At 71.4% G+C, this 24,952-nt stretch carries 25 protein-coding genes and 3 tRNA genes; 15 read left to right on the top strand and 13 right to left on the bottom strand.

Features of this window, described 5'->3' with window-relative positions; translation table 11 throughout:
- Nucleotides 1–297: 297 nt before the first annotated feature.
- Nucleotides 298–693 (top strand): DUF8048 family protein, encoded by a 396-nt coding sequence (locus AC6RUA_RS12885; RefSeq protein ID WP_499813405.1) that lies wholly within the window; start codon nucleotides 298–300, stop codon nucleotides 691–693.
- A gap of 32 nt (nucleotides 694–725) precedes the next feature.
- On the opposite strand, the gene AC6RUA_RS12880 is transcribed toward AC6RUA_RS12885, so the two are convergent.
- From AC6RUA_RS12880 to AC6RUA_RS12855, 6 genes are all read right to left on the bottom strand, one after another.
- Nucleotides 726–1,568 (bottom strand): polyprenyl synthetase family protein, encoded by an 843-nt coding sequence (locus tag AC6RUA_RS12880; protein ID WP_499813404.1) that lies wholly within the window; start codon nucleotides 1,566–1,568, stop codon nucleotides 726–728.
- A gap of 835 nt (nucleotides 1,569–2,403) precedes the next feature.
- Entirely contained in the window at nucleotides 2,404–3,360 is a 957-nt protein-coding gene (locus AC6RUA_RS12875; protein ID WP_499813403.1) for an electron transfer flavoprotein subunit alpha/FixB family protein, read from the bottom strand.
- Nucleotides 3,357–4,148 (bottom strand): electron transfer flavoprotein subunit beta/FixA family protein, encoded by a 792-nt coding sequence (locus AC6RUA_RS12870; protein ID WP_499813402.1) that lies wholly within the window; start codon nucleotides 4,146–4,148, stop codon nucleotides 3,357–3,359. Before AC6RUA_RS12870 ends, AC6RUA_RS12875 begins: the two co-directional genes overlap by 4 nt.
- A gap of 129 nt (nucleotides 4,149–4,277) precedes the next feature.
- On the bottom strand, nucleotides 4,278–5,258 hold the full coding sequence (locus AC6RUA_RS12865; RefSeq protein WP_499813401.1) for an electron transfer flavoprotein subunit alpha/FixB family protein: 981 nt from the start codon (nucleotides 5,256–5,258) through the stop codon (nucleotides 4,278–4,280).
- Complete coding sequence (locus AC6RUA_RS12860; RefSeq protein WP_499813400.1) at nucleotides 5,255–6,040, bottom strand: electron transfer flavoprotein subunit beta/FixA family protein; 786 nt, start codon at nucleotides 6,038–6,040, stop codon at nucleotides 5,255–5,257. The genes AC6RUA_RS12865 and AC6RUA_RS12860 overlap by 4 nt, the downstream gene beginning before the upstream one ends.
- Before the next feature lie 130 nt (nucleotides 6,041–6,170).
- The gene (locus AC6RUA_RS12855; RefSeq protein ID WP_499813399.1) at nucleotides 6,171–7,343 is read right to left on the bottom strand and encodes a helix-turn-helix transcriptional regulator; all 1,173 of its coding nucleotides are present in this window, start codon (nucleotides 7,341–7,343) and stop codon (nucleotides 6,171–6,173) included.
- Between the two features lie 117 nt (nucleotides 7,344–7,460).
- On the opposite strand from AC6RUA_RS12855, the gene AC6RUA_RS12850 reads away from it, so the two are divergent.
- Together AC6RUA_RS12850 and AC6RUA_RS12845 are read left to right on the top strand one after the other, a co-directional pair.
- On the top strand, nucleotides 7,461–8,897 hold the full coding sequence (locus AC6RUA_RS12850) for a DUF7094 domain-containing protein (protein WP_499813398.1): 1,437 nt from the start codon (nucleotides 7,461–7,463) through the stop codon (nucleotides 8,895–8,897).
- 69 nt (nucleotides 8,898–8,966) lie between these two features.
- Nucleotides 8,967–9,440 (top strand): type IV pilin, encoded by a 474-nt coding sequence (locus AC6RUA_RS12845; protein WP_499813397.1) that lies wholly within the window; start codon nucleotides 8,967–8,969, stop codon nucleotides 9,438–9,440.
- Between the two features lie 22 nt (nucleotides 9,441–9,462).
- On the opposite strand, the gene AC6RUA_RS12840 is transcribed toward AC6RUA_RS12845, so the two are convergent.
- Nucleotides 9,463–10,086 carry a methyltransferase domain-containing protein gene (locus tag AC6RUA_RS12840; protein ID WP_499813396.1) on the bottom strand — a complete coding sequence of 208 codons (624 nt, stop codon included), beginning with the start codon at nucleotides 10,084–10,086 and terminating at the stop codon, nucleotides 9,463–9,465.
- Nucleotides 10,087–10,236: 150 nt separating this feature from the next.
- On the opposite strand from AC6RUA_RS12840, the gene AC6RUA_RS12835 reads away from it, so the two are divergent.
- A complete protein-coding gene (locus AC6RUA_RS12835; protein ID WP_499813395.1) occupies nucleotides 10,237–10,974 on the top strand; it encodes a creatininase family protein in 738 nt (245 codons plus the stop codon).
- Here AC6RUA_RS12835 and AC6RUA_RS12830 read toward each other — a convergent pair.
- Both AC6RUA_RS12830 and AC6RUA_RS12825 read right to left on the bottom strand, forming a co-directional pair.
- Entirely contained in the window at nucleotides 10,971–11,441 is a 471-nt protein-coding gene (locus AC6RUA_RS12830; RefSeq protein ID WP_499813394.1) for a DUF5790 family protein, read from the bottom strand. The two genes, AC6RUA_RS12835 and AC6RUA_RS12830, sit on opposite strands and share 4 nt — an antisense overlap.
- Nucleotides 11,442–11,543: 102 nt before the next feature.
- A complete protein-coding gene (locus tag AC6RUA_RS12825) occupies nucleotides 11,544–11,945 on the bottom strand; it encodes a dihydroneopterin aldolase family protein (RefSeq protein WP_499813393.1) in 402 nt (133 codons plus the stop codon).
- Nucleotides 11,946–12,040: 95 nt separating this feature from the next.
- Between AC6RUA_RS12825 and azf the strand changes: the two genes are divergently transcribed.
- On the top strand, nucleotides 12,041–12,829 hold the full coding sequence (azf, locus tag AC6RUA_RS12820; RefSeq protein ID WP_499813392.1) for an NAD-dependent glucose-6-phosphate dehydrogenase Azf: 789 nt from the start codon (nucleotides 12,041–12,043) through the stop codon (nucleotides 12,827–12,829).
- Nucleotides 12,830–12,863: 34 nt separating this feature from the next.
- Here the strand turns inward: azf and AC6RUA_RS12815 are convergent, their stop codons facing one another.
- On the bottom strand, nucleotides 12,864–13,517 hold the full coding sequence (locus AC6RUA_RS12815; protein WP_499813391.1) for a DUF309 domain-containing protein: 654 nt from the start codon (nucleotides 13,515–13,517) through the stop codon (nucleotides 12,864–12,866).
- Between the two features lie 235 nt (nucleotides 13,518–13,752).
- A tRNA-Arg gene (locus AC6RUA_RS12810) sits at nucleotides 13,753–13,825 on the bottom strand.
- Nucleotides 13,826–13,943: 118 nt separating this feature from the next.
- On the opposite strand from AC6RUA_RS12810, the gene AC6RUA_RS12805 reads away from it, so the two are divergent.
- Entirely contained in the window at nucleotides 13,944–14,420 is a 477-nt protein-coding gene (locus tag AC6RUA_RS12805) for a hypothetical protein (RefSeq protein WP_499813390.1), read from the top strand.
- 184 nt (nucleotides 14,421–14,604) lie between these two features.
- Here the strand turns inward: AC6RUA_RS12805 and AC6RUA_RS12800 are convergent, their stop codons facing one another.
- A complete protein-coding gene (locus tag AC6RUA_RS12800) occupies nucleotides 14,605–14,784 on the bottom strand; it encodes a hypothetical protein (RefSeq protein WP_499813389.1) in 180 nt (59 codons plus the stop codon).
- 285 nt (nucleotides 14,785–15,069) lie between these two features.
- Here AC6RUA_RS12800 and AC6RUA_RS12795 point away from each other — a divergent pair, with 285 nt between their 5' ends.
- From AC6RUA_RS12795 to AC6RUA_RS12785, 3 genes are all read left to right on the top strand, one after another.
- Nucleotides 15,070–16,491, top strand: a complete 1,422-nt coding sequence (locus AC6RUA_RS12795; RefSeq protein WP_499813388.1) for a single-stranded DNA binding protein — start codon at nucleotides 15,070–15,072, stop codon at nucleotides 16,489–16,491.
- Nucleotides 16,492–16,581: 90 nt separating this feature from the next.
- Nucleotides 16,582–17,013 carry a histone gene (locus tag AC6RUA_RS12790; protein ID WP_499813387.1) on the top strand — a complete coding sequence of 144 codons (432 nt, stop codon included), beginning with the start codon at nucleotides 16,582–16,584 and terminating at the stop codon, nucleotides 17,011–17,013.
- The gene (locus tag AC6RUA_RS12785; protein ID WP_499813386.1) at nucleotides 17,014–18,021 is read left to right on the top strand and encodes a histone deacetylase family protein; all 1,008 of its coding nucleotides are present in this window, start codon (nucleotides 17,014–17,016) and stop codon (nucleotides 18,019–18,021) included. It begins immediately after the preceding gene.
- Nucleotides 18,022–18,060: 39 nt separating this feature from the next.
- On the opposite strand, the gene cca is transcribed toward AC6RUA_RS12785, so the two are convergent.
- Nucleotides 18,061–19,506 (bottom strand): CCA tRNA nucleotidyltransferase, encoded by a 1,446-nt coding sequence (gene cca / locus AC6RUA_RS12780; RefSeq protein WP_499813385.1) that lies wholly within the window; start codon nucleotides 19,504–19,506, stop codon nucleotides 18,061–18,063.
- 116 nt (nucleotides 19,507–19,622) lie between these two features.
- Here cca and AC6RUA_RS12775 point away from each other — a divergent pair.
- The 6 genes from AC6RUA_RS12775 to AC6RUA_RS12750 all read left to right on the top strand — a co-directional run bounded on the left by AC6RUA_RS12775 (nucleotide 19,623) and on the right by AC6RUA_RS12750 (nucleotide 24,935).
- Nucleotides 19,623–19,695, top strand: a tRNA-Asn gene (locus AC6RUA_RS12775).
- A gap of 106 nt (nucleotides 19,696–19,801) precedes the next feature.
- Nucleotides 19,802–19,874: transfer RNA gene (locus tag AC6RUA_RS12770), tRNA-Ile, on the top strand.
- A gap of 263 nt (nucleotides 19,875–20,137) precedes the next feature.
- Nucleotides 20,138–23,437, top strand: coding sequence for a PAS domain S-box protein (locus AC6RUA_RS12765; protein ID WP_499813384.1), 3,300 nt, complete (start codon nucleotides 20,138–20,140; stop codon nucleotides 23,435–23,437).
- Nucleotides 23,438–23,565: 128 nt separating this feature from the next.
- Nucleotides 23,566–23,898, top strand: a complete 333-nt coding sequence (locus tag AC6RUA_RS12760) for a HalOD1 output domain-containing protein (RefSeq protein WP_499813383.1) — start codon at nucleotides 23,566–23,568, stop codon at nucleotides 23,896–23,898.
- A 12-nt stretch (nucleotides 23,899–23,910) separates the two neighbouring features.
- Nucleotides 23,911–24,120, top strand: coding sequence for a DUF7576 family protein (locus AC6RUA_RS12755; RefSeq protein WP_499813382.1), 210 nt, complete (start codon nucleotides 23,911–23,913; stop codon nucleotides 24,118–24,120).
- An 83-nt stretch (nucleotides 24,121–24,203) separates the two neighbouring features.
- On the top strand, nucleotides 24,204–24,935 hold the full coding sequence (locus AC6RUA_RS12750) for a hypothetical protein (RefSeq protein WP_499813381.1): 732 nt from the start codon (nucleotides 24,204–24,206) through the stop codon (nucleotides 24,933–24,935).
- Nucleotides 24,936–24,952: the final 17 nt, after the last annotated feature.

Genomic DNA, 24,952 nt, shown 5'->3' with positions numbered 1-24,952 from the left:
TCGCTCGTCGACCCCCGCCAAAACCCGTTCACGCGCGAAAGGGCCGCTCGCTCGCCAGTCTGTCGTTCTCGTGAGCGGCGCGAACGAGAGCACGGAAGACTCGCTCCGCTCGTCTTCCGAATGCTCGCTCGCTCGCGGAGGATAGCGGCGCGCTAGTCGTACCGCTTCCGCACCGCAACGGGACCACACCGACCCCACCGATGGCGCGGTCGTATCCACCGTTACCACGCTCGTCCCCCCGTTCTCGACCACGGCCGGAAGGTCGAAACCGCCCGCGCCCGACGCGTCACGCGAACCATGCCAGACGACGAGACGCCGAACACCGGGGAGGTCCCCATCGGGGGCAGTACCGTCGAACGCGCGGCAGAAGAGCGGGGCGTCGACCCGGACGTCCTCGCCGACGCGCTCGTCGAGGTGAACGCCGCGCTCATCGGTCGGCACGGCGAACTCGAACGGTCGGCCGACCACGTCACCGTCGACGGGGTGCGCGCCTACCGGGTCGGGACGGAACGGTGGGAGAGACTGTTCGACGAGGAGGCGTTCGCGTTCGACGACGACTTAGCGGCGGCCGTCGAGGCGGCACACACCGAGCGGGCGCGCCTGCTGTTCGCCGACGCCGTCGACGCGGACGAGGGGTTCGCGGACGACGAGGCCGGCGTGGTCGTCGGCGTCGACACGGCCGAGGAGTTCTGAGTCACCGACGCCGAGCGAGTCGCTCCGTCGACCTACCGCTCGCGCACGACGACGAACTCGGCGAGGTCCCGCAGGTACCCGCGGGCGTCCGACTCGCCGACGCCCGTCGTCTCCAGCGCTTCGAGCGCCATGTCGGCCTGAGCGTGGGCGCGCTCGTTCGCCTGTTCGGGCGTGAGGTCGGTCACCTGGAGCAGGGAGGGCCGGTCGACCGCCTCGTCCTGGCCGGTGGGCTTGCCGAGTTCGTCCTCGTCGGCCGTCGCGTCCAACACGTCGTCGCGCATCTGGAAGGCGACGCCGACCCGCTCGGCGTACTCGCCGAACGCCTCGACGGCGAACCCGTCGGCGTCGGCCGCGACCGCGCCGAGTTCGGCCGCCGCGCGGAATAGCGCCCCCGTCTTGCGGCGCGCGAGGTCCATGTACTCGACCTCGTTCGTCGGCCGGTCGACGAGTTCGACCGCCTCCCCCTTCCCGAGTTTGACCATCGACTCCGCGACCACCTGCATCGCCCGCTCGTCGCGCGAGAACAGCGCGAACGCCTCGCCGAGCAGGCCGTCGGAGGCGACGATGGCGGGACCGTAGCCGTACTCGGCCCACGCGCTCGGCGTCCCCCGGCGGACCGCCGAGCGGTCGATGATGTCGTCGACGACGAGCGAGGCGTTGTGGACGAGTTCGACCCCGACGGCGAAGTCCACCGCGTTCTCGGGATTCCCGCCGGCCGCCTCGCACGCGAGGAGCGTGACGGTCGGCCGGACGCGCTTCCCGCCGGCGAGCACGACGTGTTCGAGTTCCGCCGACAGTTCGGCCGGTTCGACCGCCGCCGTCACCTCCCCGAGGCGGTCGTCGACCATCGCGACCCGGCGTTCGAGATACTCCATTAGCGGCGGGTCGGGGCGCGGTATGTAAGAGGCTACCGGAGTCGGGCACGGAAAATCCGAAATCTGAACTCTGGAATCTGGACGGTTGGTAGCGCTCCCGCGAGCGTCGACTAGTCGGACGGGTCGAGAGAACGGTGAAGGGGTACTCGAGAGAATCGAGGGAGCGAACCGACGGAGTTGGACCCGGACGGGCGGCGTTGTCCCCGCCCCGTACGGTCCGACGAGCGCGACCGCTTCAGCCGGACTCAAACCGGCCTTGCCCTCCACGACCCGGTCGGGGTCGTCCGACCGGCCGGTGGTGCCGGTTCGTCGTGGTGGCTTTCGTCGGCTTTCACGACCTTTTGCTGGTTCGCGCGCACGTCCGACGCCGCGATGTGAGGTGGGGAACCCCACCGTGGTTGGCCGCCGAGGGTCCGTGACGGACCTGGTCGGGGCCTCGTCGTCGGCACCGGTCGCGCCGCCCGCACGGCGACGCCGCGCGGGAGTCGTCTGCGTCCGAAACCCGGTTACCCGTGCTCCGGCAGTCCTTCACACCACCCCGCCATGGCGGGACGGTAGTGGGACGGTTCGGTCCACCCGCGACGCTTGGTCTCGCGTCTCGTGTCGAGACGCTCGATGTCACGCCGCGCCCCGCGCCCCTCGGGTGTCGAACGTCGAGGGCCGGTCGAGGCGTCCGGTGTGTCCTCCGCAGTCCGCAATCGTGTTATACGGTACCGAACCACATAGTCGTATCTACCGGTTCGACTATCCGGTACGTATCGGCGTCGACCCCGGCAGAGACGGTGACGGCGGGACGCTCCGAGGGGAGGGGTTCGACGCGTTCCGCGTCGGGACGCTACTCGAACGCCTCGATGAGCGCCGGCACCACCTCGAACAGGTCGCCGACGATGCCGTAGTCCGCGATGTCGAAGATGGGGGCGTTGGGGTCGGTGTTGACGGCGACGATGGTCTCGCTCCCCTTCATCCCCGCCACGTGCTGGACCGCCCCGGAGATGCCGATTGCGAGGTACACCTTCGGCGTCACCTGCTTGCCCGACTGGCCGACCTGCCGGCTCTTGTCCAGCCAGCCGTTGTCGACGATGGGACGCGACGAGGAGAGGGTCGCGCCCGTCACCTCGACGAGTTCCTCGACGAGTTCGAGGTTCTCCTCCTCCTCGATGCCGCGACCGATGGAGACGAGGAACTCCGCGTCCGCGATGTCGACGTCGCCGCCCCCGACCTCTTCGAACCCGAGGACGCGCGAGCCGAACGTCGACTCGTCGGCCTCGAACTCGAACGCCTCGATGGACGCCTCGCCCGTGTCGTCCGTGACCGGCCACTCCCCGCCGCGCACCGTGACCGCGAACGGTTCCTCCTCGACGGCGACGGTGGTCTCCACCTTCGAACCGTACATCTCGCGCGTCGCCTCCAGTCCGCCGTCGTACGAGAGGCCGACGGCGTCGGAGACGAGCGGGAGGTCGAGCGCGTTCGCCACCGCCGGGGCGTAGTCCAGCCCGTTGACCGAGTTGGGCATCAGCAGCGCGGTCGGGGAGAGTTCGGCGTGGAGCGCCTCGGTCGCCGCAGCGTACCGGTCGTGGTTGAACTCCTCGCCGTCGGCGACGGTGTGGACGACGTCGACGCCCTCGCAGTTCAGCATCTCCGCGAACCGGTCGACGTCCCCAGAGACGACGGCGAGGTGGAGTTCCCCGCCGAGTGCGTCGGCGAGTTCGCGGCCGGCGGTGACGAGTTCGAAGCTCACCTCGCGCAGGTCCCCCCGGCGGTGGTCGGCGACCGCGAGCACGTCGGCGCTCATTCGCCGACCACCCCCCGCTCGCGGAGGAGGTCCGCCAACTGCGCGGCCTGTTCGCCGGCGTCGCCCTCGAAGTAGGTGGCGTCCGACTCGGTCTCGGGTTCGTACATGGCCGTCCGGCGGATGGGCGTCTCGACCGCGCTCGCGTCGAGACCGAGGTCGGCCAGTCCCCTCTCGGCGATTTCCTTCGACTGGGCCTGCCGGATGCCGCGGAGACTGGCGTACCGCGGCTCGTTGATGCCCGTCTGGATGGTGAGCACCGCCGGGAGGTCGACCTCCGTCAACTCCTCGACGCCGCCCTCCAGTTCGCGGTGGACGCTCGCCGTCGCGAACTCGTCGTCCATCTCCAGGCTGTTCACGACCGCGGCCCACTCGAAGCCGAGTTCGTCCGCGAGCGAGACCCCCGTCGCGCCGAACCCGTCGTCGTTCGCCTGCACGCCCGTCAACACGAGGTCCGGGTCCTCCTCGGCCGCGACGGCGGCGAGCAGGCGCGTCTTGGCCGCCACGTCGAGGTCGGCCTCCGCCACGTCGTCGTCCCACACGCGGACCGCCCGGTCGACCCCCTTCGCCAGCGCCATCCGGACGGTCTCCTCGGCGCGCTCGGGACCGATGGTCGCCGAGACCACCTCGACGTCGTCGAACGTCTCCGAGAGCTGGACGCCCGCCTCGACGGCGTAGTCGTCCCACTCGTTCAGGTCGTACTCGAGGTACTCCCTCGCGACGTCGGTCCCCTCGATCTCGAAGTCGTCGGCCGCCTCCGCGACCTCCTTGACGGTGACGAGGATCTTCATCGTGCGCCCGTATCCGCGGTCGCCGGTAAACAGTTTCGGAACGGGGGGAGAAGGCGGCGCGTCGTCGCCCGAACGGCGGGTCTGGAACGCTACTCGACCGGGCGGGAGAGACCGGCGGCCGGGCGTCGGCTACTCCTCCGTCTCGAACTGCTCGATGAGCGCCGGCACCACCTCGAACAGGTCGCCGACGACGCCGTAGTCCGCGATGTCGAAGATGGGGGCGCTGGGGTCGGCGTTGATGGCGACGACGGTCCGGCTGTTTTTCATCTGGCTGATGTGTTCGGACGTCCCGGAGATGCCGATGGCGAGGTAGACGGTCGGCCGGACGTACCGCCCGGACTGGCCGACCTGTCGGCTCCGTTCGACCCAGCCGCTGTCGACGACGGGCCGCGACGCGACGAGCGTTCCCCCCGTGACCTCGACGAGGTCGTGGATGAGATCGAGGTTCTCCTCGGACCCGATGCCGCGGCCGACCGAGACGAGCAGGTCGGCGTAGGTGACGTCGACGTCCTTGCCGACTTCCTGGAACCCGAGGACGCGCGAGCCGAACGTCGACTCGTCGGCCTCGAACTCGAACGACTCGATGGACGCCTCGCCCGTGTCGTCCGTGACCGGCCACTCCCCGCCGCGCACCGTGACCGCGAACGGCTCCTCCTCGACGGCGACGGTGGTCTCCACCTTCGAACCGTACATCTCGCGTACCACCTCGACCCCGCCGTCGTACGAGAAGTCGACCGCGCCGCCGACGAACGGGAGGTCGAGCGCGTTCGCCACCGCCGGGGCGTAGTCGCGCCCGTGGACCGAGTCGGGCGTGAGCAGCGCGGTCGGGGAGAGTTCGGCGTGGAGCGCCTCGGTCGCCGCAGCGTACCGGTCGTGGTTGAACTCCTCGCCGTCGGCGACGGTGTGGACGACGTCGACGCCCTCGCAGTTCAGCATCTCCGCGAACCGGTCGACGTCCCCAGAGACGACGGCGAGGTGGAGTTCCCCGCCGAGTGCGTCGGCGAGTTCGCGGCCGGCGGTGACGAGTTCGAAGCTCACCTCGCGCAGGTCCCCCCGGCGGTGGTCGGCGACCGCGAGCACGGCCACACCGCCGTCGTCGTCGGCACTCATTCGTCGGCCGCTCCTCCCTCGCGGAGCACGTCGGCCAACCGCGCGGCCTGTTCGTCGGCGTCGCCCCCGAAGTAGGTCGTCTCGGTCTCGGTCTCCGGTTCCGCCATCCCCGTCCGCCGGAGCGGCGACGCGAGCACACTCGCGTCGAGGCCGAGGTCGGCGAGGTCCCGCCGTTCGATCGGCGCCGACCGCGGGTCGACTCCGGCGTCTCCCTCCCGTGGTCGGTTGATTCCCAACTGGATGGTGAACACCGCCGGGAGGTCGACCTCGGTTCGCTCCTCGACGCCGTTCTCCAACTCGCGGTGGACGGTCGCCGTCTCGAACGCCCCGTCCACCTCGAGTCGGTTGACGACCGCGGCCCACTCGAAGCCGAGTTCGTCCGCGAGCGAGACCCCCGTCGCGCCGTTGGCCTCGTCGCTCGTCTGCACGCCCGTCAACACGAGGTCCGGTTCTTCCGTCTCGGCGACGGCGGCGAGCAGGCGCGTCTTGGCCGCCACGTCGAGGTCGGCCTCCGCCACGTCGTCGTCCCACACGCGGACCGCCCGGTCGACCCCCTTCGCCAGCGCCGTCCGGACGGTCCCCTCGGCGCGTTCGGGGCCGATGGTCGCCGAGACCACCTCGACGTCCTCGTACGTCTCCGAGAGCCGGACGGCCGCCTCGACGGCGTAGTCGTCCCACTCGTTCAGGTCGTACTCGAGGTACTCCCTCGCGACGTCGAGTCCGTCGACCTCGAAGTCCTCGGTCACCTCGGCGACTTCCGTGACCGCGACGAGAATCCTCATCGCCCGCCCGTACCCGCGGTCACAGGTAAACAGTTTCGACCGCCGACCCGGCGCGAACCCGTGCGTCCGAGCGTCCGCCGAACGGCCGGTCGGGTGGTCGACGGCCGGCGCCCCGGTGGCGCCGACGGCGTCACTCCTCGTCTTCGTCGGGCAGCGAGATGAGGTTCTCTCGGCCGAGTCTGAGTTTCTCGACGCGGCCCTCCTCGGCCATGGCCGACAGCAACTGCGACACCTTCGCGTCGGACCAGCCCGTCTCCTGAACGATGGCGGCCTGCCGCATCCGCCCCCCGTTCCGGTCGAGGAGCCGTTCGACGCGCTCCTCGTCCGAGAGGAGTTCGAGTTCCTCTTCGGTGGGACCGTCGTCGGGAGGCTCTTCGTCGTCCACCGGGGTCGTCGAATCGCCGCCAGCGCCGTCGACTCCGTTCGAGGGTGAGGCGGTCCCACCGTCGGTTGGCTGCGGGTCCTCACCTCCGCCGCCCGGGTCGGGGACGTCCTCGGGACGGGCGCCTCCGCGGCGGTAGAGGAGCGCCGCGACCCCCCCGAGGAGGACGAGACCGAGCAGCGCCAAGAGGAGCTCCCGCGACGCGAACTGCGGCGGGGGTTGCGGCGTCGGCGTCGTGGTGGACTGGACCCGCTCGAACCTGATGGCGAGTTCGTCGGCGTCGAGGGTCGCCGGGCCGGTGACGACGATGCGCCTGTTCTCGATCTGGTACTCGACCGGCGAGGAGACGTCGGAGGCGGTGAACCCCGGCGGCGGCTCGATGACGAGTCGCTGGCTCGCCTGGAGCGTCCGGAACCACGTGGTGTTCCCGGCCGTCCGGAACACGTCCGCGAGGACGAGACGGCCGGCGTCCGTCTCGCCGACGAATCCGGTCCAGGTGAAGGTGAGCCGGAGGAGCCCCGCCGTCTCGTTCACGAGACGGGCGGTCTGGTTCACGTTCCGGATGGCCATCTCGCGCCCCGTGGCGTTCTCGGCCGCGCGGGCCGCGTTCCGGAAGACGGTGGGGCTCGGCCCGCCCGCCGCCGTCCCGTTCACGTACCGGGCGGCGTACGTCTCGAAGGCGGCGCGGTCGGCCTCGGTCTCGAACGCGAACCGGGTCGTGACGTTCCACCGGGCGCTCCGGTCCTCGCGGACGGAGACGACGAACTCGGTCCGCGGCTCCTCGAACGCGAGGAGCGCTGACGGGGACGGGTCGTCGAGCGCGCCGTGTGCGGGGGCGCCGGCCGCCGCCCCGCTCGCGGCGACGACCGCCGTAGGGGCGAGAAGACAGAGGGCCGCGAAGAGGAGGGCGACGTACCGCATCGACAGACCGGTCACGGTGGCCCGGCAAAACGCTTTCCATCAGCCTCCTCCCGCGAGGAGGGGGTCCGCGGGGCGTGTCGCTCGGTTTTTTATGTCGGGCGGGGGTACTCGCCCCCAATGAGAGCCTTCCCCGTTCTCACCGCCCTCCTCGTGGTCTGCGTCGCGGTCGGCGGCGGCGTCGCCCCGACGCCCGGCGCGGCGCCGACGAGCGGCGCGCCGCGGGCCGTTCCGGTGACCACCGCCGGGGTACCGCCCGAGAACGCCGCAGCGGGCGCGAACACCCCGACCGGGAACGCGAGTGCGAGTAGCGCGACCGCTCCCGCCGCGGACTCGGTCGCGGCGAACGCGACGAACGTGACCGGCGGGGTGAACGTCTCCCGCATCCTCTCGCTCCCGTCGGGCGGAACGCCGGTCACCGGCGTCGAGGCCGTCTCGCTCGACGCCGGCGTCGCGGTGGCGTTCGGAACGAACGCGTCGGTCGAGCGGATGGAGACGCTCGCGCTGCGCGAGGAGATTCGAGCGGCCGAGACGAGAGACGTGCGTAGCCAGCGCATCCTCGGCGGCATGAACGGCGTCGAACAGCGGGTCGTCACCCTCCGCACCCGGTACCGCACCGCGGTGCAAGCGTACGCGAGCGGCGAGACGACGGCGACCGAACTCGTCGTCGAACTCGCTCGCGTCCGTGCGGAGGCGCGCGCGCTCGCAGACCGCGTCCGCGTCCTCGCGACGCTGGGAGAGGAGACCGAGGGGTTCTCGCTCGACAGCGCGCGGACGCAGTCGCTGCTGTTCCACCTCGACACCTTCGGCGGGCCGGTCACCGAGCGGTCGGTCGCCGCCCTCCGCGGCACGCGGGCTCCGACCCAGGTGTACGTCGCCGCCACCGGACCGAACGTCGTGTTGACGACCGTCAGCGACGACACCTACCTGCGCGAGGTGTTCCGGGCGGACCTCCGCGACCCGGACGGGTCGGCCATCCAGCCGGCCGTCGCGCAGAACGTGACCGCGCGGAGCTACCCCGAGATATGGGCCGCGAAGACGTCGACCAGCGGGTCGGGGAAAGGCGGGACGTTCATCTACAAGGTGTCGTACCCGAACGGCCGGCTCACCACCTTCGTCGACGGAGGGACGGAGCGGGTGTTCAAGGAGTACCAGCGGATTCCGGTCGCCGCCTTCCCGACCGGTCCGGTGGTCAACAGCACGCAGAACGGCCTCACGCTCAGCGTGAACCGGACGTACGCCGGCGGGCCGCTCCGCATCGAACTGGTCGACGCGCAGACCGACGAACCGGTGGACGCGACGGTGAAACTCGGCCGCGGCGGCGACAGCGTCACCGTCGGCCGTACCGGCGACGACGGCGTCCTCTGGACGCTCTCGCCGCGGGGGCAGTACCTGGTCACCGCGGTGCAGACGGACACCGCGAGCGCCGCGTTCGTCCAGGTCGAACCGGTCGACCCGGCGACGGTCGCCGAGGCGTACCGCGGGGACGCCTCCCCGGGGTCCGGGAACGGGAACGAGACCAGCAACAGGACGACGCCCGGCCGGGGGACCCAGTAGCGCGTCGGTCCGGGCGGGCGGTCGGCAGGAGCGGCCACGTTTATCACCGATGGGGCGACCACGCGCCCCGTGTCACGCCGCGCGTCCGCGCCCGCCGTCGGGGTCGTCCTACTCGTCCTGCTCACGGTGGCGCTCGCCGGGACCGTCGCAGCCGTCGGGCTGCCGGCGCCCGGTGAACCGGGCGGACTCGACGGACCGGCGCCGACGACCGCGCTCGCGCTCCGCGTCGAAGGCGACGCGCTCGTCGTCAGCCACCGCGGCGGGACGACGCTCGACGCCCGCCACCTCCGGGTCGTCGTCCGGGTGAACGGCACGCGACTCCGCCACCAGCCGCCGGTCCCGTTCTTCGCGGCGTCCGGGTTCCGCGGCGGACCGACGGGGCCGTTCAACGCGGCCGCCGACCCGCGGTGGACGGCCGGCGAGTCGGCGTCCGTCCGCGTCGCCGGGACCAACGACCCGACGCTCGGGCCGGGCGCACGGGTGCGCGTGACCGTCTACGCGGACGGGCGCCGGGTGGCGCGACTCGACGCGACGGCGGGGTAGCGGACGGGCACCCTCGGTCGGCTCACCTCTCGGGGACGCGCGCGACGGTCGTGATGGCCCGCGGGGTACCGGGGGCGCGCTGCTGGACGTGGTGGTCCATCTCCTCGAAGCCGGCCTCGCGGAACATCCGCTCGGCGTCCTCTGCGTCGTAGAACAGCATGATGGCGTCCGCGAGCCGCTGGAACAGCTTGGTCTTCGGGTAGTCGGGACCGACGACGAGCACCGTACCCCCGGGTCTGGTGACGCGGCGGAACTCCCGGAGGGCCGCGACGGGGTCGGGCCAGTACTCGATGGACCCGGACGACCACACCTTGTCGAACGTGTCGTCCTTGAACGGGAGCCGTTCGGCGTCGCCGCGGTGGAACCGCACCTTGCCGAACTTGCCGAACTTGCGGAACGCGTGTTCCATCTGGTCCATCGACTGGTCGAGCGCGTACACCTCGTCGACGTGGTTGAGCAGACCCTCGGTCGCGAAGCCGGTCCCGGAGCCCACGTCGAGCACGCGGTCGTCGCGGTCCGCGTCGAACCACTCCAGCGCCCGGTTGCGCATCCGGTCGTTCCAGACGAGCGGGTTGATCGTGTCGTAGACCGTCGAGAGGTACTTGTAGAACAGCCGGGCGCGCGACTTGTCCTCGAGGAGTCCCATCGCCCACGCGTTGGGGTGGCCTCGGCATAACCCCCACGGGTCCGCCCGCTCGCGATTCGAGCCCGGTAGGGGACGACGACCGGGAGTCACGGACCGGTCGCGGGGCGCCGGGCACACAGCTACAAGGCGGCCGCGGGCGCACCGTCGCGCATGAAGCTGACAGAGGCGACGTGGACCGAGGTGCGCGACGGTGCGCCCGACGCCGCGTTCCTCCCGGTCGGGAGCACCGAACAGCACGGTCCGCACGCCCCGCTCGGGACGGACGCGCTCACGGCGGTGGCCGTGGCCGAGGCGGCCGCCGAGCGGGCGACGGAGGACGAGGACGACGAGGTGGTCGTCGCCCCGCCGGTCCACGTGGGCGTGAGCGAGGAGCACCGCGCGTTCGACGGCACGCTGTGGGTGTCGCCCGACACGTTTCGCGCGTACGTGCGCGAGACCGTCGAGAGCCTCGCGCACCACGGCGTCGACCGGGTGGTGCTCGTGAACGGCCACGGCGGGAACGTCGAGGCGCTCGCGGAGGTGTCCCGGCGGGTGTCGCGCGACGACGCGACCGACGCGTACGCGGTGGCGTTCACCTGGTTCGACGCCGTCGGCGAGCACGCCGCCGAGATGGGACACGCCGGCAGACTGGAGACGGCGCTGCTCAGGCGGACGACTCCGGAGCTAGTGAGAGAGGACGAAGTCGAGTCGGCCCGTGCGGGGGGAAGCGACCGGTGGGGGGAGTGGGTGCGCGGGGTGAACCTCGCGCACGACAGCGACGAGTTCACCGACAACGGCGTCGTGGGCGACCCGGGAGCGGGCGACGCCGCGCTCGGGGAGGAACTGCTCGAACGGGCGAGCGAAGCGCTCGCGGCGGTGCTGGCCGCGGTGCGCGACCGGGAGCGCTAGGCCTCGGCCTCTTCGGCGTCCGCGTCGTCGGCGTCCGTCTCCTCCGCGTCCGTCTCCTCCTCGTCGGCGTCCGCGTCGGCGTGTGCGTCCTCCAGGTCGCCGCGGAGTTGCGGAACGGCGCTCGTGAGGTCGCTCACCTGCTCGTGGACCTCCTCGAGCGTCTCGACGAGCGACTCCAGCGCCTCGATGTCGTCCGCCAGGTCGTCGGCGTCCTCGAACGCGCCGGCGCGTTCGCCCAGCACGTACTGCTTCTTCGCCGCGCGGAGTTCCTCGACGGCGTCGTCGGTGTCGAGCGCCGCGTTGAGACCGTTGAGCGCGCCGAGCACGTTGTCGGCGTCCGTCTCCCACACCTCGTCGGCCGTCGGGAGGCCCTCGCGCGCGTTCGCGAGGTGCTCCTCGACCGCCTCGCGCATCTCGTCGGCCGCCTCGCCGAACAGGTCGTCGTCGTCGAACGTCGCTTGTCCCATGCCCCCGCGTTCGCCCCGTCGGCGGTTAAACCGTCGCCCGAAAGTGAAAGTGAAGACCGGCGCCTCGGACCGTCTCGCGTGCGTCCGCGCTCGGCCGACCGCTCAGTCGTCGGACCGCTCGCCGCTCGCGTCCCGGTCGGTCTCCTCCCCGCCGTCCTCGCCGTCCTCGACGACCGCGGCGAGTTTCATCCGCGGGTAGCCGTCCTCCATCTCCATGCGCGTCCGGACCGTGACGCCGCGGTAGCCCACGCGCATCTCGACGGTCATCAGCCGGCCGGTGAGTTCGGCGTACCCCTCGTCGTGGCCGATGGCGTCGCGGACGGCGTCGTCGTCGATGCGGACGGCGACCGACTCGCAGTGCGGCTGGTTCTCGATGGCCTCGGCCATCGCGCGTTCGAGCGACCGGGCGCTGGCGGGCGAGACGGGCGTCCCCGCGAACTGGTGGTACAGCGAGCCGAACTTGATACCCGCCTCGAAACACGCCTGCTGGGCGTCGGTCACCATGGGGACCGCTCGCCGGGCGGCCGGAAAGCCCTACCGGGGACGCGAGCGGCCGCGACCGACCGTTATTTATCGGCCGACGACCGACCCCCGGACGAATGGACGACCCGGTGCTGCTCACGGGGGCCGGCGGGCGGGTGGCGCGGGCCATCCTCGCCGGCATCGGCGAGGAGTACGACTGGCGCCTGCTCGACCGCGAACCGCTGAACGCGGAGGGCCTCCCGACGGACGTCTCGACGGCGGACACCGTCGTCGCGGACGTGACCGACGAACGAGCGGTGTACGAGGCCGTTCGCGGGGTCGGCACCGTCGTCCACCTCGCCGGCGACCCCCGCCCCAACGCGCCGTGGGACTCCGTACTCCGGAACAACATCGACGGCACGCACACCGTCTTCGAGGCGGCCGCGGCCGCGGGCGTCGACCGGGTCGTCTTCGCGTCTTCGAACCACGCGGTCGGCGCGTACGAGACCGACGAGCGCACTCCCGCGATGTACCGGACGGACGACGAGTTCCGCCTCGACGGGACGGAACTGCCGCGGCCGTCGAACCTCTACGGCGTCTCGAAGGCGGCCGGCGAGACCATCGGACGCTACTACCACGACCACCAGGACCTCTCCGTCGCGTGCGTCCGCATCGGCAACCTCACCAAGGACCACCCGCCCAAGGAGTACGAGCGCGGGCAGGCGATGTGGCTCTCGCACCGCGACTGCGCGCACCTGTTCGCGCGGTGTCTGGAGGCCGAGTACGGCTACGAGATCGTCTACGGCATCTCGAACAACGACCGGCGCTACTACTCGCTCGAACGCGCCAGAGAGGTGCTGGGGTACGACCCGCAGGACAACTCCGCCGACTACACGTTCGAGGGCGAACCGAAGGACGCCGTCTGAGAACGTCGGGTCGTCGCCGCGGGCGTCGGTCGTGCTACTCGCACTCGGCGTCGGCGTCGAACAGTCCCTCCACGTCCTCCTCCTTGCGCCGCCGCTCCACCACGTGCCGCTCCAGTCTGTCGAACACGAACGCCCGGGAGGGGTCGCCAGCGAGCAGGTCGAACAGCAGGGCCGTGAACGTCGAACGGCCCGTCCCCGCCTCAGCGCGAGCGTACCGCGCGGCGTCGGCGACGACGGCCGCCGCCTCCTCGCTGAACCCGCTCCCCTCGGCGAGCGCATCGGCCGCGAGCGCCGCCTCCTCGACCGAGAGGTCGGCGTACGTCACCGGCTGCCCCTCGTGGGTGAGCGCCGGCGGCGGGCCGCGCTCGACCCGCTCGGGGTCGCGTTCGAGCGCCCGGAGGTAGTCGCGGACGGCGGCGAGGTTCACTCCGCGCGCGTCCGCGGGCAGGTCCGCGAGGTACTCGCCCGCGCTCCGGGCCAGTCCGGTCGCGCCGCTCCAGTTCCCGTGCCGGGCGTGGTGGACGGCCGCCGTGAACTGGATGAGGCCGTGGAGCAGCGGTTCGTCGGCGGGCGCGGAGTCGGCGTCGAGCTCGAGCCACACCGCCTCCCACGGGTCGTGGGCCGCGCGGTACTCGCCGTCCGCGTACAGCGCGATTCCGGCGCGGAGAGCGGGGCGGAACTCCGTCACGCTCCCCGATTCGTGCCGGACGGGGTTAGCGCTGTCCGTCGGAGGAGCCGGTGGCCCCACTGTCCACGACGGAGCGGACTCGGACGGTCGGTCGGTGTGGTGTCGGCCAGTGGTGAATCGAACGGAGATTTGAACCACTCCCACGGCGCTCCGTTCGCACGCTCGCTGTGGTCCCGTGGGAGTCGCTTTTCGGTGTGGTGGCTCCGCTCGTCTGCGTAGCGCCGGTAAAATGTAACGTCCTGACGGAGATTTGAACTCCGGTCCCTGGCTCCGCAAGCCAAGAGGATAGTCCACTACCCTACCAGGACTCACTCTCGTATACTCCGGACCCACATAAGACGGTTACGATAGGCGAGCGGGACCGGAGACGCAAATAGGCGTTTGTGCCTCCGGCGGCCTTTTGCGCCCGCCGCGACACGAGTGAGCATGGACCGACGACGGGTCGTCGCCGGCCTCGGGGGCGTCGCGAGCGTCGCGCTGGCGGGCTGTGTCGGGGGCGTCGGCGGAGACGACGGGGACGACACCGGCAGTCCGCCGCCGGACGGGACCCCGCGCTTGACCGACCGGGCGTTCGAGCGGACGGGCGACTGTACGGCGTCCGAGTCGGAGTCGGCCGCCGTCTCGTACGGCGCGGCGAGCGTGACGTGCGAGGGCTGTCTCACCGGGCCGAACGGCTGTGCCGAGGCGGCGCTGGCGTCCGCCGAGTACGACGCCGCCGACCGGGTGCTGTCGGTCGTCGTGACGACCGAGGACCGGGGAGCGGGGACGGCCTGCACGCAGCAACTGGTGTACCGCGGCTACGAGGCGACGCTCTCGTTCGACGGTGGAGTACCGGAGACGACGGTAGTGTACCACGACTCGACGGGCGAGCGGCGCGAAGTCGCCCGCGCCTCGAACGCCTGACCGGGTCGGAGCGGCGTCGCGACTCCGGTCGAGTCCGTCGGTCGGGTCGAAGAGACGGGCGTCGGCGACGGCCGTCGGGAGCGACTCCCGAGGCGTCACACGACGGCAGTTGCCGGCTCCGGGGCGGCGGCGCGGTGCGTCCGACCACGCCCGATCCGCTACCCGGGTCACACCGGGTCGACGCCTACCGGAGGACGTTCAGGTCCTCCGTCTCGTCGTCGGGGGCGCCGTTTCGGTGGTCCAGTTCTTCCAGCACGAGGCGCCGGTCCTCCTGGAGCTGTCTGATCTTTCGGACGATCTGTCCGTGCATTCGCTTGACTTCGGTGTTGGATGCGCTTTCGAGTTCTTGGTATGTGGTGTGCATACACGACCCCCACTTACCGCGGAGGAGACGTGACACTCGAAGTATGAGTGTTTTGTCCCTCCGGGCAGTCTGTGTGTACAACCCGCCGCGTGCGGGTCGAGGTGCTCAGCTTTTTTCGTCATCGGGACCCAAGGAGTCGCGTATGTCACCACCGGTCCGCTCGGTCGCGCCGCCGCGTTCGACCGCGGTAGCTAAGTACCGCAGAGCGTCTCGGTACAACCCACGAGGAGATGCGCTTGCCATGGTAGGAACGACCGGCAGAGGACGCACCGCGGCAGTCGAGGAATGGGCGTAATCGAAGACGTCTACGAGGACGTGGAGGCGGACGTCCCCTTCGAGGAGTTCGAGGCCGCCGTCGAACAGAAGGTCGAGCAGATGGGCGGGCTGGCGGACGAGGAGACGGCGGCGATGCTCATCGCGCACGAACTCCGCGACGAGGAGGTGAACGGCGTGGCCGACATCAAGCCGGGGATGGACGACGTGAAGTTCCTCGCGAAAGTGATGACCGTCGGCGAGGTACGCACGTTCGAACGCGACGACGACGACGAGGACGGCCACGTGCTCAATCTGGAGGTCGCCGACGAGTCGGGGCGAATCACCGTCTCGATGTGGGACGAGATGGCGCTCGACGCCGTCGAGACGCTCCAGGTCGGCGACGTGCTCCGCATCATGGGTCGACCCAAGGAGGGGTACAACGGGCTCGAGGTGGCCGTCGACAAGGCCGAACCCGACGAGGACGCCGAGGTGGACGTGGAGGCGCTCGACGAGTACCGCGTCGCCGACCTCCAACTCGGCGCGTCTGACGTGACGCTCGTCGGCGTCGTCCTCGACACGGACAGCGTGCGGACGTTCGAGCGCGACGACGGCTCCGAGGGGCGGGTCGCGAACCTGACGCTCGGCGACGAGACGGGCCGCGTGCGCGTCACGCTCTGGGACGACCAGACCGACCGCGCGACCGAACTGGACGCCGGGGAGGTCGTCGAAGTGGTCGACGGCTACGTCCGCGAGCGCGACGGCTCGCTCGAACTCCACGTCGGCAACCGGGGCGCGGTCGAACCGGTCGACGCCGACGTGGAGTACGTCCCGGAGACGACGGACATCGCCGACCTCGAACTCGGCGACGTCGTCGACATCGCGGGCGGCGTCGTCGAGACGAGCGACACCCGCACGTTCGAGCGCGACGACGGCTCCGAGGGGCAGGTCCGGAACGTCCGGGTGAAGGACGACACCGGCGAGATACGCGTCGCGCTGTGGGGCGAGAAGGCGGACAGGGACGTCGACCTCGCCGACCGCGTCGTCTTCACCGACGTGGAGATACAGGACGGCTGGCAGGACGACCTGGAGGCGTCCGCCGGGTGGCGTTCGACCGTCTCGGTGCTGGAGAACGCCGACGGCGGGGCACGGGCGGCTCGGGGCGGCGAGTCGGACGAGCGCGACCCGGGTCAGGGCGGGCTGGACGCGTTCGAGTCGGGCGGCGGCGGGGCGGCCGCCGCGACGACCGACGCCGACGCGGAGGACGGCGAGGACGAGGCGGGCGGCGAGGTGGAGTTCACCGGGACCGTCGTGCAGGCGGGCGACCCGGTCGTCCTCGACGACGGGACGGAGACGCGCAGCGTGCACACGAGCGCGACGCTCCGCCTCGGCGAGGAGGTGACCGTCCGCGGGCGCGAGCGCGACGGCACCATCGACGCCGACGACGTGTTCTGAGCGCCGGGCGCGACGCCCGGGAACCCGGGTTCGTGAACGCCAACCACGGCAACGGAAAGCGTTATACACGCTTCACTCCGGCATGAGTGTATGAGTGTCGAGTTGCCGTTCTCGCCCGTCGACGAGGTCATCCGTCGGAACGCGGGCGACCTCCGGGTGAGTGCCGGTGCCGCCGAGGAACTGGCACGGCGCATCCAGCGCCACGGCGCGGACCTGGCGGCCGGCGCGGCCGAACGGGCCGACGAGGACGGACGCAAGACCCTGATGCCGAGCGACTTCGGCGTCGAACGCGTCGTGGACCGCGGCGACCTCACGCTCCCCATCGCGCCGGTGGACCGCATCGCCCGCCTCGACATCGACGGTCGCTACCGCGTCTCGATGGACGCGCGGGTGGCGCTCGCGGACGTGCTCGAGGACTACGCCGACAACGTCGCACGGGCGGCGGCGCTGCTCGCGCGCCACGCCGACCGGCGGACCGTACAGGCGGAGGACATCGAGACGTACTTCGCCCTCTTCGAGTAGATGCGATTCGGCTACAGCGAGGTGTGTCTCGACCACGACACGGGCGAGCGCCACCCGGAGAACCCCGACCGTCTGCGCGCCATCCGCGAGGGGCTGAAGCGGAAACACGGCGTCGAGTACGTCGACCCCGAACCGGCGTCCGACGAGGCGGTCGAGGCGGTCCACGACGACGAGTACGTCGCGGAGATTCGGGAGTTCTGCGAGTCGGGCGGCGGCAACTGGGACCCCGACACCGTCGCCAACGACTGCACGTGGGACGCCGCGCTCGCCTCGGCCGGCCTCGCGTGCTGGGCGGCCGAGGAGGCACTGGCGGGCGCGGACGGCCGCGAGACGCCGTTCGCGCTCGGTCGGCCGCCGGGCCACCACGCCGTCGCCGACGACGCGATGGGGTTCTGTTTCGTCAACAACGCCGCCGTCGCGGCCCAGTCGGTGCTCGACGCGGGCGACGCCGACCGAGTGGCGGTGTTCGACTGGGACGTCCACCACGGCAACGGCACGCAGGACATCTTCTACGACCGCGGCGACGTGTTCTACGCCTCGGTTCACGAGTCGGGGCTGTACCCCGGCACGGGCGAACTCGACGAGACGGGGACGGGCGACGGCGAGGGAACGACGCTCAACGTCCCGCTCGGAGCGGGCGCGGGCGACGGCGACTACCTCGCGGTCGTCGACGAGGCGGTCAGTCCGGCCATCGAGCGGTTCGACCCCGACCTGCTGCTCGTGAGCGCCGGCTTCGACGCCCACCGCCACGACCCCATCTCGCGGATGCGCGTCTCGACCGAGGGGTACGCGCTCATGACCCAGCGGATGCGGACGCTCGCGGACGCGACGGACGCCGGTCTCGGGTTCGTCCTCGAGGGAGGGTACGGCCTCGACACGCTCTCGGATGGGGTCGCCACCGTCCACGAGACGTTCGACGGCCGGCCGCCCATCGACGCCGAGGCGGACGTCGAGGCGGAGACGACGGACGTCGTCGACGACCTGCGCGAGCGGTTCGACCTCGGCTGAGTAGGACGCGACCGACCGCCGGCTGGGGCCGTCAGCGGGTCAGACCGTCGGTTCGAAGTACGCGCGGAGGTCGGTGCCGAACTCGTCGGCGAGGTCCGCGACGGCCGCGCCCGCGAGCACGTCGTACCCCTCGCGCAGCGCCGTCTCGACCCGCGCGCCGAGCGCGGCGTCGAACAGCGCGGGCGAGTCGAGCAGCGCCACCGCGTCGCGTTCGTCCCGGACGCGTTCGACGACGTACCGGCCGTCGTCGACGAACGGGCCGTACGCGTCGCTCCCCGCGTACGCCTCGTAGAAGCCGGCCGCGTGCTCGCGGACGTGGACCGGCGGTCCCTCGTGACGCTCGACGCGGGGGAGCGTGCGGTGGGCGAGTTCGAGGAGCAGGACCGCGCGCCGTCCACCGTCGGCGCCGCTCGCGGTCGTGCCGGACCCGGGGCTCGTGCCGCTCGCGTCGTCGTCCGCCGCCTCGGTCGCGAACGTGGCCGCTCGGAGCACGTCGAACCCCCGACCGGACAGTTCGCGTCGGAGGCCGTCGAGCGAGCGCCGGAGTTGCGGGTACAACTGGTCGTCCACGACGTCGGGCCCGTCGAAGACCACCGCGACCGGGGCGGTCCCCCGGCGTTCCACGTGGTCGCGGACGGCGTCCGCGGGGAGCGGGTCGGGGAGTGACGGGAAGAACGCCGACTCGTCGGGGGCCGCGAGGAGCGCGCGGGCGTGGTGCTGGAACCGCGCGAGGTTGTCCCGCGAGAGCACCGCCGCCACGTTCCGCTCCGGGTCGGTGGGGTCGACGACCACGAGGTCGTCGTCGAACGACGCCCGACCGTGCCGCTCGGGGTCGAGGTGGACCGGCGGGGTCCAGTCGGCGGCCGCGGCGAGCGTCTCCCGGACGCCGCCGTACTCCAGCACGAGAAGCTCCGAGAGGTACCCCGAGAACCCCCGGGTCCGGAGGTCGCTCCCGTAGACGCCGATACCTTTGAGGAACCGCTTGAACACGCGGACTTCCCCCGCGAGTGCGGAGTCGAGGCGAGCGTCGAGGTAGGCGGTGTGGAACGGCGTGCGGTCGACCGACGAGCGGATGGCGGTGGCGTCGGCCACGTCGTAGCAGGGGACGAGGTCCACGTCGAACCCGTCGAACGTCCCCGTGACGTACGGGTGTTCCGCGTACTCCTCGCGGCCCTCCGGTAGTACTGCGTGGCCGACGCGGAGGCCGTACTCGGCGAGGTCGTCCGCCGAGAGCGCCGTCGGGAACCGCACGAACAGGTCGATGTCGCGGTCGCCCGCGAGCCACGTCCCGCGTGCGGTCGACCCGACCAGGAGCACGTCCGCCTCGTCGGCCGGCGCCGGGAGGTCGGTCGCCGCCGCCTCGGCGCGGACCGCGAGCGCGTCGGCCGCCTCGCGCAGTCGCTCGCGCTCGTCCGCGCCGGGCGTCACCCGGTCCCGGACCCGCGACAGGAGCGCGTCGAGGTCGTCGCTGGCGTCCTCGGTCATGGCTCCTCCTTCCGCCGGTCGGCTTACCAGCGTGTCGGTCCGGAGGCGGAGAGAGCGCCCCCCGTCGGGGAGAAACGAAAGCCATTTCAGATACACGGGGGTAGAGACGAGTGCGGGCCGAAGTAGCTCAGTTGGTAGAGCACCTCGCTGTTAACGAGGTGGTCCCAGGTTCGAGCCCTGGCTTCGGCGCTTCTCCGTCGACAGCGACACCGAGCGGTCGCCGCGCCGCCGCCCGTCACCGCCGTGGGTACGGGATGGGAACTTACTTGGGCCGGTCGCCAGTACCGTCGGACGTGGGCCCTTAGCTCAGTGGTCAGAGCGCCCTGCTCATAACGGGGTGGTCGAGGGTTCGAACCCCTCAGGGCCCAGTTCCCCGGGCGACGGAGCGTGGAATGGCGCGTCCTCACCCGATTCGAACTCACCCTCGTCCGCCGAGAAGACCATACAATACGAAATGTCATCATAATATAATTCGGTTTGGGAAATAATTCTAAGAATATGGCCGTGATACTTATTCGCCTGTCCCACAGTTAGGTTACGCTATGTTCTCCCCCCCACCGGGCGGCCGCGGCCGCGATACCGAGCGCGGGGGCGCACGAGCGGCCCGGTCGCGTCGGTCGAGGACGCACCCGTGAGCGTCCCGACCGTCCTCTACGTCGGACCGGAGTCGGCGGCCGCGGAGGCCGTCGTGACCGCCGTCGAAGCCGGGCCCGTCCCGGTCGCGGTTCGCCGCGTCCCGACCCGGGCGGAGGCGCGAACGGTCCTGGAGCGCGAACCGGTCGAGTGTCTCGTCGCCGAGGGCCGTCTCCCGGACGGCGACGGCGCCGCGCTCCTCCGCACGCTCAAGAACGAGTTCCGGGTGTCGACCGTCCTGCTCCGCTCGGAACCCGACGCGGGCCCCGACGAGCCGCCACCGGGGGTCGACGAGGTCGCCGTGTACACGGGCCCGGCGTCGGCGCGCGTCGTCGCCGACGACGTCGCCTACCTGCTCCTCGCCGACCGGGCGGGGGAGGGAGCGTCGACGAGTCGGGCGCACCTCCTCGCGCTCTCGCGGACCACCTCCGACTGTCTCGTCACGGTGGACGCCGACAGCGTCGTCCGGTTCGTGAACCCGGCCGTCGAGGAGGTGTTCGGCTACCGGCCGAGCGAGATCGTCGGGGAGCCGCTGACGGTGTTGATGACGCCGGAACTCGGGGAGCGACACCGCGAGGGGCTCCGACGCTACCTCGAGACGGGCGAGCGGACGCTCGACTGGGGCTCGGTCGAACTCCCCGGGCGGCACAAGGACGGACACGAGGTGCCCGTCGAGGTGTCGTTCAGCGAGTTCACCGCCGGCGGCGAGCGCTACTTCTCGGGGGTGGTGCGCGACGTGACCGAGCGCCGGGAGCGCGAGCGCGAACTCGACCGGTACGGGCGGATGGTTCGGGCCGCGAGCGACGGCCTGTACGCGCTCGACGCGGAGTCCCGATTCGTCGCGGTCAACGACGCGTACCTCGACCTCACCGGGTACGCGCGCGAGGAACTGCTCGGGGAACGCGCGTCGGTGGTGACCGGGGAGGACCTCGACGCCGAGGCGGCCCGACTCCAGGCGGAACTCGAACGGAACGGCGCGGAGACGGCGGTGCTGGAGACCACGCTCACGACCGCCGACGGGCGGGACGTGCCCATCGAGGCCCGAATCTCGCTGTTCCCGGTCGGCGACGGCGAACACGGCCGGGTCGGCGTCGTCCGCGACATCACCGAGCGGAAGCGGTACGAGGCGACGCTGACCGAACTCCACGACGCGAGCCGCGACCTGGTCGACGCCGAGAACGCCGGGGACGTCTGCGCCCGGGTCGTCGAGACGGTGGTGAACCTGCTGGAGATTCCCGGCGGGGTCGTCTACCTCCGCGACGAACGCGACGGCCGCCTCCACCCGAGAGCGGTCTCCCCCTCCGTGGCCGAGTCGGTCGACGACCTGTCGGCGGTCGGCGCGGACGACGACGCGGCCGCCTGGCGGGCGTTCGACCGCGGCGAGACGGTGCGACCGGACGACGCTCGCGACGCCGGCCGGCCGCTGGAGGGCGGGGTCTGGATTCCTCTGGGCGAGCACGGCGTCCTCGGCGTCGGCTCGGAGACCGGAGCGACGCTCGAGGAGACCGACCGACGGCTCGCGGCGCTGCTCGCGGCGAGCGCGGAGTCGGCGCTCGACCGGGTCGAGCGCGAGCGGGAACTGCGGCGGCGGGGCGACCAACTCGCGCACCTCAACGACCTCGCGAAGCGCCTGACGGAGGCCGAGACCGAGCGAGAGGTGAGCGAGCGCGTCGTCGCCGCCGCTCACCGGGACCTCGGCTTCCCGGTCGCGACCGTCGACCTGTACGACGAGGAGACCGGTCGGCTCCGGTCGCTCGCCCGGACTCCGGCGGTCGCGGACCTCGTCGGGGACGGGTCGCTGTTCGCGTCCGAGCGAGACGTTCCGTGGCGGGTCTTCATCGACCGCGACCCGGTCGTGTCGGGCGACCTGCCGGCCGACCGCGACCTGCCGGCCTCCGAGACACCGCTCCGGAGCGCCGTCGTCCTCCCCGTCGGCGACCGGGGCGTGTTCGTCGCCGGGAGCACCGACCGGGACGCGTTCTCGGAGACCGACCGGCAGGTGGCGACGCTCCTCGCCGAGAACGCGGCGTCCGCGCTCGACCGGGTCGACCGCGAGGCCGCGCTCCGAGAGCAGCGCGACGCGCTCCAGCGGCAGACCGACTCGCTCGAACGGGTCAACCGAATCAACGAGGTGATTCGCGGCATCACCCGGGAACTGGTGCAGGCGTCCGCCCGGACCGACGTGGAGCGAGTCGTCTGTGACCGCCTCGCGAACGCCGACCCCTACCAGTTCGCCTGGTTCGGGACGTACGACCCGGTGAGCGACGAGGTAGTCCCGCAGGCGTGGGCCGGCGGGCACGAGGAGTATCTGGACGACATCACCGTGACCGCAGGCGGCGAGGAGAGCGGCGGAGGACCGACCGGACGGGCGGTTCGGACCCACCAGGTGCAGGTCCAGAACGACATCTACGCCGACCCGCCGTTCGAGCCGTGGCGCGCCGCGGCGCTCGACCGCGGCTTCCGCTCCAGCATCGCCGTCCCCGTCGCCTACCAGGGAACGCTCTACGGCGTCGTCAACCTCTACGCCGCCCAGCGCGGCGTGTTCAACGAGCTCGAGGCGACCGTGCTGGAGGAACTGGGCGAGATGATCGGGTACGCGCTCAACGCGCTCGAACGGCGGCGAGCGCTCGTCAGCGAGCACTCGGTCGAACTCGACTTCCGGGTCGGTCGTCCAGAGGGGGGACTGCTCGGGCTGGTGGCCGACACGGACCACGAGTTCGAGTTCGAGCGGGTGACGGAGACGAACGACGGGTCCCTCACCGTCGTGTTCACCATCCGCGGTGCGTCGCCCACCGAAATCGAGCGCGCGGGCCGGAGCGCGCGCGGAATCGAGGACCTGCACCTGGTCGCCGAGCGGTCGACCGAGTGTCTCTTCGAGTGCTCGCTCGGCGGGTCGACGTTCCTCGCGGAGCTGCTCGGGCGCGGCGGCGTCCCGACGCTGATGACCGCCGGCGACGACGAGGGGCGGGTCGTCATCCGCGTGCCGGGGAGCGCGGAGATTCGGTCGTTCGTCGACCTGTTCGAACGCCAGTACGGCGAGGTCGAACTCGTCGCCAGGCGCGAACTCGACGAGTCGGTGATGACCGCTCAGGAGTTCAGGAGCGAACTCGAACGGCGGCTCACCGAACGGCAGTGGGAGGTGCTCCAGAGCGCCTACCTCGCCGGCTTCTTCGAGACGCCGCGCGAGAGTTCGGCGCGCGACATCGCGGAGATGCTCGACGTCGCGCAGTCGACCGTGAGTCGCCACATCAGGAAGGGCGAGCGGACCACGTTCTCGCTCCTCTTCGGCGACGACTGACCCCGACGAACCCGCTCCGGGCGTGTAGATTCGTGTCGAATGCATCAGTATGCAGCCGCCAGTTCGGACGGAGCAACTGGATGCCGTCAACCGTTAGGTGTCCGGACGACGAGCGTTAGTTCATTCCGATGAAAGCTGATTCGAACGGGCGGGGCGACTCGACGCTGGAGCAGACGACGATGTGTGAACGGATAGTGACGGCCGTCGCGAACGCGAAGGGAGTCGACGTGACGACGCTCCCGCCGCTGTACGAGGTCATCGACCCGGAGTGTCTGAACGGGATATTCAGCGCGACGGAGACGGGGGTTTCGCGGACGGGGGGGACCATCTCGTTCCGGTGGGCGGGGTGCCGCATCGTCGTCGACAGCGACGAGGTGACCGTCTTCGTGGAGGACGCCGCGTCGGCGACAGTGAGCGCCGAATCGGCCGGGGCCGGCCGGTCGAGAAGCTGGCTCGACTGACCGGAGGAACCGATGGGCGACGACCGGAACGGCGACGGAGACGCGCGCGCCGAGTCGGCTACGAGCGACGCGACGGCGGCGGCGACGCGGCGGTGTGCGACCTGCGGGTCGCGGATAGACGCGACCGAGTGGCACCCGCTCTCGACGCGGGACGACGGCGGGGAGTTCAGCGTCCACGCCTTCTGCGATTCGAACTGTCGGCGAGCGTGGGACGAGGAGTGAGCGAGACCGGAACCGCGCCGGAGACACAAGCCCTCGTTTGTGCTTAAGTCAGCGTTATCTCCCGAGCGTGCGTTCACGGAGACATGACTACCAGACGCGGATTCCTCGGGACGGCTGCCCTCCTGGGCTCCGGGCTGTTCGCCGGGTGCCTGTCCGGCGGCGGCTCCTCCGGCGACGAGACACCCTCGGAGACGCCGCCGGGTGGCGGTTCGGGCGGCTCCGGCGGCAACGACACCAACGGAACGGGCGACACGCGCCCGCGCGGGTCGGGCGGGCCCGGCGTCACGCTCGCCGCCGTGGACGACGCGCCGTCGCTCCCGGTCCGTCCGACGGTGGAACTGCTCGACCCCGTGGCGACCGCCGACCACCCGCCGCGCCTGCGCGTCACCGTCGAGAACGGGGGCGAGGAACCCATCACGCTCGGCGAGGCCCGGGCGGTCGTCTTCGAGTACGTGACCGCCGAGTCGGGGCAACTCGTCCTGCTGCCGGCCGGCGGCGACTACCCCACCGACCCCGACTGTTGGCGGCTCCACGAGGGCGTCGCCACGACGATGGAGTACCGCACGGTGGCGCTCGAACCGGACGAGTCGGTCTCGGCCGACCTGGAACTGTACGGGGCGCCGACCGACGAGGACGCCTGTCTGCCGGTCGGCGAACACCGGTTCGAGTCGACCTACAGCGTCTCCACCGGGACGGCCACCGACGGAACGACCGCCGACGGGACGGCGACCAACGAGACGAACGCCACCGCCACCGGCAGTCAGGCGGAGGGTCCCGCCGAGGGAACGTGGGGTTTCTCGCTCCTCCTAGAGTGAGACGCCCGGTCGAGCGC

It is taken from the genome of Halorarum sp. SLYT50 (genome assembly GCF_059821265.1).
Note: the sequence above shows the minus strand (reverse complement) of the source record. Positions and strands in the feature narration are given on the sequence as shown.

Bases quoted from the DNA above. Each gene is read 5' to 3' on its own strand.
- AC6RUA_RS12885 (WP_499813405.1), top strand. From the start codon at position 298: ATGCCAGACGACGAGACGCCGAACACCGGGGAGGTCCCCATCGGGGGC.
- AC6RUA_RS12880 (WP_499813404.1), bottom strand. From the start codon at position 1,568: ATGGAGTATCTCGAACGCCGGGTCGCGATGGTCGACGACCGCCTCGGG.
- AC6RUA_RS12875 (WP_499813403.1), bottom strand. From the start codon at position 3,360: ATGAGCGCCGACGTGCTCGCGGTCGCCGACCACCGCCGGGGGGACCTG.
- AC6RUA_RS12870 (WP_499813402.1), bottom strand. From the start codon at position 4,148: ATGAAGATCCTCGTCACCGTCAAGGAGGTCGCGGAGGCGGCCGACGAC.
- AC6RUA_RS12865 (WP_499813401.1), bottom strand. From the start codon at position 5,258: ATGAGTGCCGACGACGACGGCGGTGTGGCCGTGCTCGCGGTCGCCGAC.
- AC6RUA_RS12860 (WP_499813400.1), bottom strand. From the start codon at position 6,040: ATGAGGATTCTCGTCGCGGTCACGGAAGTCGCCGAGGTGACCGAGGAC.
- AC6RUA_RS12855 (WP_499813399.1), bottom strand. From the start codon at position 7,343: ATGCGGTACGTCGCCCTCCTCTTCGCGGCCCTCTGTCTTCTCGCCCCT.
- AC6RUA_RS12850 (WP_499813398.1), top strand. From the start codon at position 7,461: ATGAGAGCCTTCCCCGTTCTCACCGCCCTCCTCGTGGTCTGCGTCGCG.
- AC6RUA_RS12840 (WP_499813396.1), bottom strand. From the start codon at position 10,086: ATGGGACTCCTCGAGGACAAGTCGCGCGCCCGGCTGTTCTACAAGTAC.
- AC6RUA_RS12835 (WP_499813395.1), top strand. From the start codon at position 10,237: ATGAAGCTGACAGAGGCGACGTGGACCGAGGTGCGCGACGGTGCGCCC.
- AC6RUA_RS12830 (WP_499813394.1), bottom strand. From the start codon at position 11,441: ATGGGACAAGCGACGTTCGACGACGACGACCTGTTCGGCGAGGCGGCC.
- AC6RUA_RS12825 (WP_499813393.1), bottom strand. From the start codon at position 11,945: ATGGTGACCGACGCCCAGCAGGCGTGTTTCGAGGCGGGTATCAAGTTC.
- azf (WP_499813392.1), top strand. From the start codon at position 12,041: ATGGACGACCCGGTGCTGCTCACGGGGGCCGGCGGGCGGGTGGCGCGG.
- AC6RUA_RS12805 (WP_499813390.1), top strand. From the start codon at position 13,944: ATGGACCGACGACGGGTCGTCGCCGGCCTCGGGGGCGTCGCGAGCGTC.
- AC6RUA_RS12800 (WP_499813389.1), bottom strand. From the start codon at position 14,784: ATGCACACCACATACCAAGAACTCGAAAGCGCATCCAACACCGAAGTC.
- AC6RUA_RS12795 (WP_499813388.1), top strand. From the start codon at position 15,070: ATGGGCGTAATCGAAGACGTCTACGAGGACGTGGAGGCGGACGTCCCC.
- AC6RUA_RS12790 (WP_499813387.1), top strand. From the start codon at position 16,582: ATGAGTGTCGAGTTGCCGTTCTCGCCCGTCGACGAGGTCATCCGTCGG.
- AC6RUA_RS12785 (WP_499813386.1), top strand. From the start codon at position 17,014: ATGCGATTCGGCTACAGCGAGGTGTGTCTCGACCACGACACGGGCGAG.
- cca (WP_499813385.1), bottom strand. From the start codon at position 19,506: ATGACCGAGGACGCCAGCGACGACCTCGACGCGCTCCTGTCGCGGGTC.
- AC6RUA_RS12760 (WP_499813383.1), top strand. From the start codon at position 23,566: ATGAAAGCTGATTCGAACGGGCGGGGCGACTCGACGCTGGAGCAGACG.
- AC6RUA_RS12755 (WP_499813382.1), top strand. From the start codon at position 23,911: ATGGGCGACGACCGGAACGGCGACGGAGACGCGCGCGCCGAGTCGGCT.
- AC6RUA_RS12750 (WP_499813381.1), top strand. From the start codon at position 24,204: ATGACTACCAGACGCGGATTCCTCGGGACGGCTGCCCTCCTGGGCTCC.